The 12,340-nt window shown below is 70.6% G+C and carries 11 protein-coding genes and 1 pseudogene; 7 read left to right on the forward strand and 5 right to left on the reverse strand.

Annotated elements, in window-relative coordinates:
• Together cofD and MJ783_RS01765 are read right to left on the reverse strand one after the other, a co-directional pair.
• Window positions 1-819: 2-phospho-L-lactate transferase (cofD, locus tag MJ783_RS01760; protein ID WP_239308132.1), on the reverse strand; the 819-nt coding region annotated here is incomplete at its 3' end.
• 112 nt (window positions 820-931) lie between these two features.
• On the reverse strand, window positions 932-1,507 hold the full coding sequence (locus MJ783_RS01765; RefSeq protein ID WP_239308133.1) for a TetR/AcrR family transcriptional regulator: 576 nt from the start codon (window positions 1,505-1,507) through the stop codon (window positions 932-934).
• A gap of 441 nt (window positions 1,508-1,948) precedes the next feature.
• Between MJ783_RS01765 and MJ783_RS01770 the strand changes: the two genes are divergently transcribed.
• The 3 genes and pseudogenes from MJ783_RS01770 (at window position 1,949) to MJ783_RS01780 (ending at window position 6,195) form a co-directional block, all read left to right on the forward strand.
• Entirely contained in the window at window positions 1,949-2,227 is a 279-nt protein-coding gene (locus tag MJ783_RS01770; protein WP_239308134.1) for a hypothetical protein, read from the forward strand.
• A 189-nt stretch (window positions 2,228-2,416) separates the two neighbouring features.
• Window positions 2,417-5,093, forward strand: a pseudogene (locus MJ783_RS01775) (bifunctional FO biosynthesis protein CofGH).
• An 862-nt stretch (window positions 5,094-5,955) separates the two neighbouring features.
• On the forward strand, window positions 5,956-6,195 hold the full coding sequence (locus MJ783_RS01780) for a WhiB family transcriptional regulator (protein ID WP_239308173.1): 240 nt from the start codon (window positions 5,956-5,958) through the stop codon (window positions 6,193-6,195).
• A gap of 32 nt (window positions 6,196-6,227) precedes the next feature.
• Here MJ783_RS01780 and MJ783_RS01785 read toward each other — a convergent pair whose 3' ends face one another.
• The 3 genes from MJ783_RS01785 to MJ783_RS01795 all read right to left on the reverse strand — a co-directional run bounded on the left by MJ783_RS01785 (window position 6,228) and on the right by MJ783_RS01795 (window position 8,687).
• On the reverse strand, window positions 6,228-6,482 hold the full coding sequence (locus tag MJ783_RS01785) for a hypothetical protein (RefSeq protein ID WP_239308135.1): 255 nt from the start codon (window positions 6,480-6,482) through the stop codon (window positions 6,228-6,230).
• 87 nt (window positions 6,483-6,569) lie between these two features.
• Window positions 6,570-7,802 carry a mannose-6-phosphate isomerase, class I gene (manA, locus tag MJ783_RS01790; RefSeq protein ID WP_239308136.1) on the reverse strand — a complete coding sequence of 411 codons (1,233 nt, stop codon included), beginning with the start codon at window positions 7,800-7,802 and terminating at the stop codon, window positions 6,570-6,572.
• 318 nt (window positions 7,803-8,120) lie between these two features.
• A complete protein-coding gene (locus MJ783_RS01795) occupies window positions 8,121-8,687 on the reverse strand; it encodes a metallopeptidase family protein (RefSeq protein ID WP_239308137.1) in 567 nt (188 codons plus the stop codon).
• Window positions 8,688-8,848: 161 nt separating this feature from the next.
• Here MJ783_RS01795 and MJ783_RS01800 point away from each other — a divergent pair, with 161 nt between their 5' ends.
• The 4 genes from MJ783_RS01800 (at window position 8,849) to MJ783_RS01815 (ending at window position 12,311) form a co-directional block, all read left to right on the forward strand.
• Window positions 8,849-9,196 (forward strand): DUF3499 domain-containing protein, encoded by a 348-nt coding sequence (locus MJ783_RS01800; RefSeq protein WP_239308138.1) that lies wholly within the window; start codon window positions 8,849-8,851, stop codon window positions 9,194-9,196.
• A 214-nt stretch (window positions 9,197-9,410) separates the two neighbouring features.
• Window positions 9,411-10,775 (forward strand): phosphomannomutase/phosphoglucomutase, encoded by a 1,365-nt coding sequence (locus MJ783_RS01805; protein ID WP_239308139.1) that lies wholly within the window; start codon window positions 9,411-9,413, stop codon window positions 10,773-10,775.
• A complete protein-coding gene (locus tag MJ783_RS01810; RefSeq protein ID WP_239308140.1) occupies window positions 10,772-10,999 on the forward strand; it encodes a Trm112 family protein in 228 nt (75 codons plus the stop codon). The genes MJ783_RS01805 and MJ783_RS01810 overlap by 4 nt, the downstream gene beginning before the upstream one ends.
• Window positions 11,000-11,084: 85 nt before the next feature.
• Window positions 11,085-12,311: an SIS domain-containing protein gene (locus MJ783_RS01815; RefSeq protein ID WP_239308141.1), complete on the forward strand. Its 1,227-nt coding sequence runs from the start codon at window positions 11,085-11,087 to the stop codon at window positions 12,309-12,311.
• Window positions 12,312-12,340 lie beyond the last annotated feature (29 nt).

The following is a 12,340-nucleotide window of genomic DNA, read 5'->3' on the forward strand; positions in this document are numbered from 1 at the left end:
GGTTGTGCCGCGCTGGGCGGTGTGGCGACGGGCACCGTAGTGGGTGCCTACCGCGCCCGCACTGGTCGCCACACCGATCGCGGTGAGGCAGGCGTCCGCCATGCCGCGGACGGGCGCGCCGCCGATGATCGGCGACACGCCCACGACTGGAGCGGGCGTCTGTGCCAGCGCCGCGCGTATCCCGGGCACGGCGAGGATCGACCCGATGGACACCACCGGATTCGACGGCGGGAGGAGCACGACATCGGCGTTGGCAAGCGCGTCGAGCACGCCGGGCGCGGGTCGCGCGGCCTCGGCGCCTATCGAAACGATCTCTATGGCTGGTGTGGCGGCACGCATCCGCAGCCACCACTCCTGAAAATGCACGGCCCGGCGGCCTGCGTCGGTCATCACGACGACGTGCGTCTCGACCCGTTCATCGCTCATCGGCAGCAGGCATACCCCGGGTTTCCACCGGTCGCAGAGCGCGGCTGTGACGTCGGTGAGCGGGTAGCCGGCGGCGAGCATCCGGGTGCGCACGAGATGCGTGGCGAGGTCGCGGTCGCCGAGCCCGAACCAGGTGGGACCTGCCCCGTAGGCCGCCAGCTCCTCGGCCACAGTGAATGTCTCGCCATGGCGGCCCCAGCCACGCTCGGGGGAGACGCCGCCGCCGAGCGTGTACATGACGGTGTCGAGATCAGGACAGATCCGCAGGCCGTGCAGGGTGATGTCGTCGCCGGTATTGCCGATCACCGTGATTTCGGCATCCGGCAACACAGCCTTCACCCCGGTCAGGAAGCGGGCTGCGCCGATGCCACCCGCAAGAGTTGTGATCTTCATCCGATACCCACGTCCCGCCGTCCTGTCACCGGTCGCTCCCGTCCACGCGGTGTCCTGACCGTAGCCCCGGCGGGACGAGCTTCCTCGACGGCACCCGCCGTGGTCGGATGTCTCAGGGGGAGAGGGCCGTGCCCGCCCGCGCCTGCGGCTGGCGGGTTGTGAACGACGCAAGCAGATAGCGTACGAGGCTGCTGGTCGGCCGTGCGGGAGCCGGGTTGGCCAGGCCGCCCTCGATGGTGGCCACGACCGCGTCCGCGGCGATTTCCCGATCGGGCTCGGTCACCCGGTCCGCGACTGTCGCCAGGGCCAGGTCGTGGAGCCAGGCATGCAGGCGTTCGTGGTACTCCATGACTGTGGGTGAGTGCGGTGCTCGCTCGGCCACACATGGGTGCAGGGACCGCCGGCGTTCGACCGAGTCGAGGGCGGCGAACAGCTTCTGGGCCGGATCACCGGCGAACGTGTCGATCCGGTCGACCTCACCGTCGAGGAGCCGGTTGAGAACCGCGGCGAACGCATGGTCTTTTGATCGGAAGTACCAGTAGACGGACCCTGGCTCGATGCCCGCGGCTCGCGCGATTTCGGCAATGGATGTGGCGGCGAAGCCCCGGGCGAGGAACTGCTGTTCAGCGACGGCCAGCAGCGCGTCAATCCGCTCCTCGCGCGGAACCTCCTGGCGGTTACGCGGCACCTGATCAGTTTAACGGCCCGGCGTCCCGCGGGTCGCGGGACGCCGGGCCGTCCGGTCACATTGACCGGGGCCGAAGCCGGCATGATCATATTTTTCCGCGCTGCCAGTGGGCCATCAGGCCCCGCCGCGAGGTGCTCGATGGATGCCATCGGATGGCCTCGGCCCGCGGCGGTGGATCGACGGTGGATGCGTCGGGTGCGCGATCCCGAATCGGAATGTTCATCAGCTGCTTTCACCGAAAGCAGCTGATGATCTTTTTGAGTTCTATCTCTTGATTTTGCTTCGAGAGCGTGGTGAGACTGATGGCATGCGCCGATCCGCGTAGCGGACCAGCGCACTGGAGCAGCGGGTGGTCTGCCAGGCGACCTGCACGTCCGGCCTGCTGCCCGCCGCGGCTGCGAACATCTCGCACCCAGCGCTGGAACAGCGGAAGGACGGTCCATGCCTGAGATCACGAAGAGGCCGCCGATCGCGATGAGGCACACTCTCGACGCCCTCACCGCCACCCTGGCCCGGGCCCTGGCTGGCGCGCGCCACCCGCAGGTGGAGGCTGCCCGGCGGTCTCAGCTGCGCCAGTGGGCAGGTCGTTCGCCGACACAGCGCGACGCCGCCGCGGAGCGCTGCGACCAGCTCGCGGCCCGCTGCCGGATGTACCACACCCTCGGTGTCGTTGGTCGGTTCCGCAGCGTCAGTCCGTCGTGTCCGGGCCGGTCGGGATGATCGGCCGACCTGGCGGCGACCGCGGGCAGGTCGTTCGGTCGCCGATCGTTGGGCGGTGATCCCGGCGGCTGGCTCGTGCGGCGGAGAGCTGGCTCGTGCGGCGGAGAAGGGAGGCGCTCTGGGGCGTGGGCCGGCGGACGCTCCTGGCGGTGCTGATTGCTAGATGACCATTGGGGTTCGGGTGAGCGGATGACGAGAGCAGGGAAGCCCGCCGACGGTTCGGTCGGCATCGGCGCGCGGCCGGTGCCGACCGCCGTACCGGTGGCGCCCGGTGCCGCGGCACTACGGCGCGCGCTGCGGCGGGCCCGCGACGGCGCGCTCCTCGATGCGGTGGAGGCGGCTGTCCTGATGGCCGCCCGTGGAGACGATCTTGTTGATCTGTCCGGGTCGGCCGCGCGGGTCCGTGCCGCCGGACTGCGCTCGGCCGGCCGGCCGGACACGATCACCTATTCGCCGAAGGTGTTCATCCCGTTGACCAGGCTGTGCCGGGACAGGTGCCATTACTGCACCTTCGCGACCGTCCCGCGGCGGTTGCCCGCGCCCTACCTGAATCTCGACGAGGTCGTCGACATCGCCCGCCAGGGCGCGGCGGCAGGATGCGCGGAGGCGTTGTTCACCCTGGGGGACCGCCCGGAGGATCGCTGGCCCGCCGCGCGCGAATGGCTGGATGCGCACGGCTACGACTCGACCACCGGGTATCTGCGGGCGGCGGCCATCGCCGTTCTGGAGGAGACCGGGCTGCTGCCGCACCTGAACCCGGGCGTGCTGTCGTGGGAGGAGCTGGCCCGGCTCAAGCCGGTCGCCCCGTCCATGGGGATGATGCTGGAGACGACCGCGGCCAGGCTGTGGTCTGACCCAGGCGGCCCGCACCACGGCTCGCCCGACAAGGAGCCGGCGCGCCGGTTGCGGGTGCTGGAGGACGCCGGTCGCCTGGCTGTCCCGTTCACCACCGGCCTGCTGCTGGGGATCGGCGAGACCCGGTTGGAACGGGCCGAGACCCTGTTCGCGATCCGGGAGGTGGCGCGGCGTTACGGCGGTGTCCAGGAAGTGATCGTGCAGAACTTCCGGGCCAAGGACGGCACGGCGATGTGTGGCGAGCCGGACGTCGGCGCGGCGGAGCTGGCGGCCGCGGTCGCGGTCGCCCGGCTCGTTCTCGGGCCGTCAGTCCGGTTGCAGGCGCCGCCGAACCTGGTCGATGCCGGCGAATGCGCGCTTCTGCTTGCCGCGGGCATCGACGACTGGGGTGGGGTGTCCCCGGTCACCCCGGACCACGTCAACCCCGAACGCCCCTGGCCGGCGGTGGAGACGCTGGCCGCGCTCACGCGGGCGGCGGGCTTCACGCTGCGGCCGAGGCTGACCGTCTATCCGCCCTATCTCGGCGAACCGTGGCTGGACCCGCGGCTGCGATCCCACGTCGACGCCCTGGCCGGTCCGGACGGCCTGCTGCGCTCCGCGGCCACCGCGGTGGGGCGGCCATGGCAGGAGCCCGACGGCGGCCTCGCGAACAGCGGCCGGGTCGATCTGCACGCCGCCATTGACGTCACCGGCCGCCAGGCCGACCGCAGAGCGGATTTCGTCTCCGTGTACGGCGACTGGGACGTCCTGCGTGCGCGGGTCAGCGCGGCCGGTACAGGTGCTGACGGGGTCGTCGGCACGGGGTCGCGTGCGCGCGGTGCCGCTGGTGCGCCTCGACGGCGCGGAGCGGGCCGCCCTGCGCCGCGCCACCCGGGACCCGGCGGGGATCAGCGACGCGGATGCCCTGGTGCTGTTCGACGCCTCGGGCGCGGCACTGGCGGAGCTCTGCGGGCTCGCGGACGACCTGCGCCAAGACACGGTCGGGGACGACGTCACCTACGTCGTCAACCGGAATATCAATTTCACGAATGTCTGCTATACGGGGTGCCGGTTCTGTGCGTTCGCGCAGCGGCGCAACGACGCCGACGCCTACACCCTCTCCCGGCAGGAGGTCGGCGCCCGTGCCGAACAGGCGTGGGCGGCCGGCGCGACCGAGATCTGCATGCAGGGCGGCATACACCCGGACCTGCCCGGGAACGCGTACTTTGAGCTGGCACGCGAGATCAAGAGTCGGGTGCCAGCCGTCCACCTGCATGCCTACTCGCCGATGGAGGTCGTCAACGGCGTCACCCGGACAGGCCTGTCCATCCGTGACTGGCTGACCGCCGCTCGTGAGGCGGGTGTCGACTCGATTCCCGGGACGGCCGCGGAGATCCTCGATGATGACGTGCGATGGGTGCTGACCAAGGGCAAACTGCCGGCCGCGAGCTGGGTGGAGATCATCACAACCGCGCACGAGATCGGTCTGCCGTCGTCCGCCACGATGATGTACGGGCATGTCGACACGCCGGCCCACTGGCTGGCCCATCTGCGGCTGCTGCGGCGCATCCAGGAGCGTACCGGAGGGTTCACCGAGTTCGTGGCGCTGCCGTTCGTCCATCACAGCTCGCCGATCTATCTGGCTGGCGTGGCCCGGCCCGGCCCCACCGTTGAGGAGAACCGGGCGGTACACGCGATGGCCCGGCTGTTGCTGCACGGCGCGATCGACAACATCCAGTGCTCGTGGGTGAAACTCGGCGTGGACGGCTGCCATCAGGTCCTTCGCGGTGGTGTCAACGATGTCGGTGGGACCCTCATGGAGGAGACCATCAGCCGCATGGCGGGCTCCCAGCACGGGTCGGCCCGATCCATCGCCGAGCTGGAGGCCATGGCGGCCGGCGCGGGCCGGCCCGCCCGCCAGCGCACCACGACCTACGGAGCCGTCGGCGCGGAGCGGTTCGCCGCGGCCCGCCCGGATGCCGCGGCCGGGTCTGTCGGCGGTGCGCGCAGGGTCCTTCCGATCATCTCCTGACGGGTCCTCGGTCCCGATCTCGCCGTCCCGGTGATGTGATCGTCTGCCCGGCCGGACAATGGTCCCCAAGGATCGTCATCCGCCCGGGGCCCGTGTTCTGGATGCCGGCCGGGCTGCGGCCTCGGGCCGGGTCCCCATCGCGATCGACGCCCGCGCGCCGCCAGGGCCGTTGATGCCGGTTGCGAGCGCTGGTTGTCCCAGCGTGCCGTCGACGTCTCGGAAGCACGGTGTCCACGGATGTCAGGTGGATGAGAGGAGATGTCATGAGCAGGACAATTCATGACGGACTCATGCAATTTCGGACGGTAAGATGGCCTGGTCGGGGGGTGCGAGGGGTTGACGTGTGTTGCTCAGGGCGGCGAAGGGGGACCCTCTGTAACGGCATCTTGCTACCGTGAGCTATTGTCTGATCGCTGGTTGTAGAAGATGTTGCGCTGGTGGGGTTGACGTCGCTGAGTTCGGCGCGTGTAATTACCGGCGTGTCATTTCCCCCGCCGGTGGGGAAAGTGCGATAAAGCACTCGCCCGGCCGGTGTGGACACCAGTCACCTGCGCGCCGGCGCCCGGGGGGTGGCCGACCGCACCGCGACGGGTCTGGAGGAGTCCACATGGAACGCACCGACGCGGGCGTCCGCATCGTTCTCGCTGAAACGCACCGACCCCGCGCCGCGCTGTCCGCCGGGATGGCTGTTGACCGATGGCCGAGGCAGTCTGACCCCGGCCACCACGGTGGCGGAGAGCTGGTTACCGTCAAATTTGATCTTGATGCTGGCCCCGACGGTGAGCCTGCCGGATCGGCGCATCCCGATGAGACAGCCACCGAACATTACGATCATGATTCGGCCAACATCATCGAACTCGATATGGACGACATCCTCGCCGACCCACCGGAGTGGCAGGAGCGCGCGCTGTGCGCCCAGACCGATCCGGAGGCGTTCTTTCCGGAGAAGGGCGGCTCGACCCGCGAGGCCAAGCGCATCTGCTCGGGCTGCGAGGTCAGGAGCGAGTGCCTGGAGTACGCGCTCGACAAGGATGAGCGGTTCGGGATCTGGGGCGGCATGTCCGAGCGTGAACGGCGCAGGCTGCGCCGCCGAGCGGTCTGACCGTCGCGAGGGGAAGGCCGGCGGGCAGGCGTTCACCGCACGGTGAACGCCCGATCGTGCCCAACGGGCACGTCACCACCAGCCGAGGGCCTCGCGGGTGGGCACGGCGCCAGCCGGCGGATCCCGGTGGCTGCGGCCCGGCTGGCGGCCCCGGCCGGCTCGGCACGGTCGGTGTCAGCGTTGACCGGGCCGGACGCGGGGCGACGCGCGTTGGAGCGCCCGAGGATAGGACTGTCCGGCTCGTGGCTCCCCGCATCCCGCCCGGCCGCGTTGTCGTCGGTCGCCACCCAACACCAGGGTGACTCCCTCCTCCGCCTCGCGATGCACACACCCCAGCCCCGCTCCTTGATCCACGCCCCTATTGCCGGTCGCTCTTATCCAGGTGAGGCGAGGAACACCCGGCCCACACCGGTGAGCCTGAGCCGTGTCGACTCCGATGATCCCGGGGCGAGCAGGGCCGCCTGGCCGCGGTGAAGCCTGATGGTGCCCGTGCCCGTGCCGCCTACCTCGACGGTGCCGTCGGTGACCAGCAGGATGGCCGGACGCGTGACCGTCACGCCGTCACCGCCTGGTGGGGCACCGGCCGGCAGGTCGCAGATCGCCTCAGCCAGCAGGAAGTCGTCAACAGGAACATCCCAGGTACGCACGGTGATCCCAGTCGTCGCCAGTGTCGTCCGGGGGATGAGCACCGGGGCCGGGGCCGGCGTGGGGTCAAGGACATCCAGCAGCTCGTCGACGTCGATGTGTTTCGGTGTCAGGCCGCCGCGCAGCACGTTGTCCGACGTAGCCATGATCTCGATGCCGACGCCGTGGACATAGGCGTGCAGCAGGCGTGCGGGCTGGAACAGCGCCTCGCCAGGCCGCAGTGATATGTCGTTGAGCAGCAGCGCCGCGGCGATTCCCACATCGCCGGGGTGCGTCGCGGCAAGCCGGCGCACCAGGTCGGCGGCGGACGCCACCGCCGGTGCCGCCGGTGCCGCCGGTGCCGCCGGTGCCGCCGGTGGTTCGAGCATCGCGGCCGCCTCGGCCAGACCGCGGGCAAAACCGTGTGCCTGGTCGGCGGGCATCGTCAGCAGCGTGCGCAGGACCGTCGCGGCGCCCGCGGCCGGATCCCGCTCAAGCGGCGCGAACGCGGCCTCGAGCGGCGGATAACCCAGGCCATGCACAACGGCGAGGGTCCGCTGCGGGTCACGGACGCCGGCCAGCGCGCGGAAAGGCGTGAGCGCGACGATCAGTTCGGGTTTGTGATTGCGGTCCCGGTACCGCCGCTGGGCGGCATCGCGCGGTACGCCGGACCGTTCCTCGTCGTCAAAGCCGGTCTGCGCCCGTGTCGTGTCCGGGTGGACCTGCAACGAGAGAGCCTTCTCCGCGGCGAGAACCTTCAGCAGGAAAGGCAGCGGGCCGGCGACATCGGCGGCTGGCCGCCGCCCGTTGGCGGTCTCGACCTCGGACGGGGCGCCTGGATGGGTGCCAAGCCACAGCTCCGCGGCTGGTTCGCCGGTGGGCGTCTCACCGAGCAGGTCGTAGATGGCGCTGGGCGAGCCCCAGTCGTAGGTGCGCACCCGCCCGAACAGCCGCAGAATCCGGTCGGGCGTCCCGGCGGTCACTGTTGTCCGTCCTCCTTCTGGTGAACTGCTCAGGGCGCTTGCGCGCTGCTCAGGGCATGCGGTCCGGAGGGCATGCGGGCACGGCCGCGCGGCTGCTCAGCCGGCTGGCGCAAGCCCCGAGCGAGCGGAAGGTGTGGTGTCTGTGGTGTCTGTGGTGTCCTGGCCTGGTCGGGAAACCGGCATACCGCGTCCGTCACATGCCTGGGGACAACCCGCGGGCGAGAGTGAGAGCGACCGGCAACAGGGACGCGGCGTCGCGGTGTTGGGGCACGCACCTCAACTTCGCTCCTTGATCCACGCCCCTGTTGCCGGGCGCTCTTATTCGTCTTCGTGCCAGCCGTGGCCTTCCGGGTCGATGACCTCCGGTTCCACGCCGAGCATGTCCGCGACCTTGTGAATGAGAACGTCCAGGATGAGTTCGGCGAGGTCGTCGGTGTCCATCGCGCGGGCTTCCAGCGGCCGGCGATAGATGATGATTCGGTGCGGCGTCGCGGAGCGTCCCCGGCCGGCGGGCGGCTGATGGTGCGCCAGCGGCACGGGTTCGTCCGGGCCGAGGACAGCGGGCAGGGGCGGAACGTCCTCGACCGCGAACTCGACGTCCGACAGTTCGGCGGACCAGCGGTGCTCGAGGTGCTCCACGGCATCGAGGACGAGGTCGTCGAAGCGTTCCCCACGGCTGCGGTAGGCGGGGACCTCCGGGGGGAGGAGCGCACCGCGCAGACCGCGCCCGCGCCGGTCCCGGCGACGCGATACCGGGATGGGAGGCTGAGCGGCCGGGAAGTCCGGCCCGGGGGTTCCCCAGGATGCGCCGGGAGAGGCGTTGTCCGCCATGGCGTGAGCGTACGGCTCGCGAGCGGCAACCGTACCGACGCCCTCCGGATCCATCGGGTGAATTTCCCCTCGGTTACTCTGACGTATCCAGGTGTGTCCGTCGGTTCAGCTGGTAGGTACGGAGCGTCGTTGACTGCTTACCATGGCTCCGCGGCTGGCTGCGACACGGCGGGTGGTGGTGGCCGTCGCCCGTTCCGGGGGCTACCGTCCGGAACGTGAAGCCTCGGCGCTGCTCCCGCTCGGCATGTTCAGCGGCCGCGGTCGCCACGCTCACGTACGCCTACGCCGAGTCGACGGCCGTCCTCGGGCCACTCTCCCCATACGTCGAGCCGCATTCCTACGACCTGTGTGGAACGCATGCCGACCGCCTCACTGTGCCACTTGGTTGGGCGGTCGTGCGGATCGAGGGTGAGCCCAGGCACAGTGCAGCCTCTGATGATCTTGAGGCGCTCGCGGACGCGGTTCGTGAGGTGAGCCGACCAGCAGGCCGCGAGGATCCGCCCGATCCGTCCACACCCGCAGGTCGACGCGGTCATCTGCGGGTGCTGCCCCGACCGAGCTGAGGCCGCCCTGGCGCCCGTCCGGCGGGCATATCCGCTGGGGCGGGCCGTCCGGCTCGCCGCGCGTCGTGGCCAGTGCAGCCGGAGTGGACCCGGCGTCGGTAGGGTCATCGGCGTTGGTACCAGTACCAGTGTTGGCCAGCGTTCCTTGTGCCGCGGGCGCGCGAGCGGAGTGATGATCGCGTATCTGCCGGTCGACCGGGGGAAGGGCGGAAGGGTGCGCGATCTATCGCGGATCTTCAAGGCATATGATGTGCGGGGGATTGTGCCGTCGGAGCTGGACGCGGACATCGCTCGCGCGGTTGGCGCCGCGTTCGTGCGCGTGCTCGCGGCCCCGCGGGTCGTTGTCGCGCGTGACATGCGCGGCTCGTCGGTCCCGTTGTCGGAGGCGTTCGCCGACGGCGCCGCGGGCCAGGGCGCGGACGTCATCATGATCGGGCTTGGCTCGACCGACCTGCTCTATTTCGCCGCCGGTTCGCTGGACATCCCGGGAGCGATGTTCACCGCCTCCCACAACCCGGCCACATACAACGGCATCAAGCTGTGCCGGGCCGGTGCGGCTCCGATCGGGGTGGACAGTGGTCTCGGTGACATCCGGGCACTGGTCGAGGCGGGGGTCCCGGCGTTCACCGGGCCGCGTGGCGCGATCACGCACCGGGATCTGCTGGCGGCCTACGCCGAGCACCTGCGTACCCTGGTCGACCTGTCCGCGATCCGGCCCCTGCGGCTCGTGGTGGACGCGGGTAACGGTATGGGCGGCCTCACCGTCCCGGCCGTGTTCGACGGCCTGCCGTTGACGGTCCACCCACTGTACTTCGAGCTGGACGGGTCGTTTCCCCATCACGAGGCCAACCCGATCGAGCCAGCGAACCTGCGTGACCTACAGGCCGCGGTCCGCGCCACCGGCGCTGACATCGGGCTCGCTTTCGATGGCGACGCGGACCGCTGTTTCGTCGTCGACGAGCGCGCCGAGGGCGTCTCACCGTCCACCATCACCGCGCTGGTCGCTGAGCGGGAACTCGCCCGGGAACCGGGGGCCACGATCATCCACAACGTGATCGTCAGTAATGCCGTGCCCGAGCTCGTCTCCAGGCTTGGTGGCGTCCCGCTGCGCACCCGTGTCGGTCATTCGTTCATCAAGGCGGAGATGGCCCGCACCGGCGCGGTCTTCGGCGGCGAGCACTCCGGCCACTTCTACTTCCGGGATTTCTGGCGGGCCGACTCCGGGATGCTCGCCGCGATGCACGTCCTGGCCGCGCTCGGCGAGCAGGACCAGCCGCTGTCGCGCCTTCTTGATGGCTATGCCCCGTACGCGCTCTCCGGTGAGATCAACTCTGTGGTCGCGGACGCCGGAGTTACCATGGCCGAGATCGAGAAGGCGTATGTGGGCCTCGCGACCGGTATCGACCATCTCGACGGGCTGACCGTCTCGCTCGGGGGCGGTGTCTGGTTCAACCTTCGTCCGTCCAACACCGAGCCGCTGCTGCGCCTGAACGTGGAGGCCCCCGACCATGTCACGATGTCCCGGGTGCGGGACGAGGTCCTCACCCGCATCCGTCCCGGAAGGGAGACCGACCGTTGAGTCTCGATCCACTCCTGCTGGAGATTCTCGCCTGTCCGTGCCCGGCCCATGCCCCGCTACGCGCGGAGACGCTCGCCGGTGAGCCCGTCCTGGTCTGCACCTCGTGCGGCCTGGCTTTCCCGGTCCGCGACGAGATCCCGGTGATGCTGCTCGATGAGGCCGTCCCCTTCGGCGGGGACGTGCCGGCCGCGGATGTGCCGGGCGGGGTTCCCAGCTCTCCCTGAACCCGAACAGGCCTGGCTGCCTCCGTTGTCCGCGGGTACCTGTCAGGATGCTCCTTCGGGTAGCTGCGGGGAGGGCGGGCGGCACGTGCGGGAACTGGGACGGGCGCTGGGGGCGATCGTGGACGAGGCCATTCTGGATGACGTCGCTCGGCTGACGGCGGCCGATCCGGCCGGAATGTTGCTGCATGTGGCGTCATCGGCCCGCCAGGTCAGGGAGTCCGCGGCGCTGGCCGGAGAGGCCCGGCTCGATTCACTCGCCGCCGGCGGTCGCCCACGTGCCGTGTTCGTTGCCGGGGCCGCCGGCTCGGAGGCGCTCGGCGCGGCCTTGGCCGCTGTGGCGGGGCCGCGGTGCCCGGTCCCGGTGTTCGGGGACAACGGCTACAGCCTGCCCGGGTGGGTGGGTGTCGCCGACGTCGTGTTCGCGATGTCGGCCTCGGGACGCGATGCGCGGACGCTGACCGCGTTGCGGGAGGCTGATCGTCGCGGTTGCCGGGCGGTCGTCGTGGGCGCACCCGATTCGCCGCTGGCCGTGCTGGCCGGCCGGGCGCGGGCGCTGTTCGTTCCCGTTCCGGTGGTGGATGACAGGCCCACCCGCGCGAGTTTCTGGGCGCTGCTGGTCCCCGCGGTGGTTGCCGCGCGTGCTCTCGGCCTCGTCCCCAGCGAGGCCGGGGGACCGGGCGCGATCGAGGCCGCGGCGGAGCGGCTGGAGGAACTGGCCGTGCGCTGTCGACCCACCAGCGAGACCTTCGTCAGCCCCGCCAAGGAGCTGGCGCTCGCGCTTGCCGGTTCGTTGCCGTTGCTGTGGGCGACCACCCCGCTGGCCGCCGCCGCGGCCCGTCGCGCAGCCGATCAGCTGGCTGCCGACGCTGGTTACCCCGCGTTGCTCGGCACGCTGCCAGCGGACGCGGGCGCCCAGGCGGGCGTCCTGGATGGCGCGTTCGGAGTCCGCGCCACCAGGGGCGGTGCCGATGGTGCCACCATCGGTGGCGGTGCGGCCGAAGATCTTGAAGATTTCTTTCGCGACCGAGTGGCGGAGACGGAGCAGGTGCGGCTCCGCCTTGTGCTGCTGCGTGACCAGACCGAGGAGCATCCGGCGGTCACCCGGCAGGCCGATGCCGCGATCGCCGCCGCCGCCGAGCGTGGGATCGGGGTCACCGAGCTGACCGCGCAGGGGGCGAGCCGGCTGGAACGGCTGGCGTCCCTGGCCGGCCTGTTCGATTACGCCGGTGTCTACCTCGCCCTTGTTCTTGGCCTTGATCCCACCCCGGTCGCCGCGGCCCGCGATCTCGACGTCCGCCCGGCACCGAACTGACGCCGACGGCCAGCCCGTCGGCTAGCGGG

The organism is Protofrankia sp. Cj3, from assembly GCF_917627355.1.
In the GTDB taxonomy this organism is placed as follows: domain Bacteria; phylum Actinomycetota; class Actinomycetes; order Frankiales; family Frankiaceae; genus Protofrankia.

Bases quoted from the DNA above. Each gene is read 5' to 3' on its own strand.
- MJ783_RS01780 (WP_239308173.1), top strand. From the start codon at position 5,956: ATGGACGACATCCTCGCCGACCCACCGGAGTGGCAGGAGCGCGCGCTG.
- MJ783_RS01795 (WP_239308137.1), bottom strand. From the start codon at position 8,687: ATGGATCCGGAGGGCGTCGGTACGGTTGCCGCTCGCGAGCCGTACGCT.
- MJ783_RS01770 (WP_239308134.1), top strand. From the start codon at position 1,949: ATGCCTGAGATCACGAAGAGGCCGCCGATCGCGATGAGGCACACTCTC.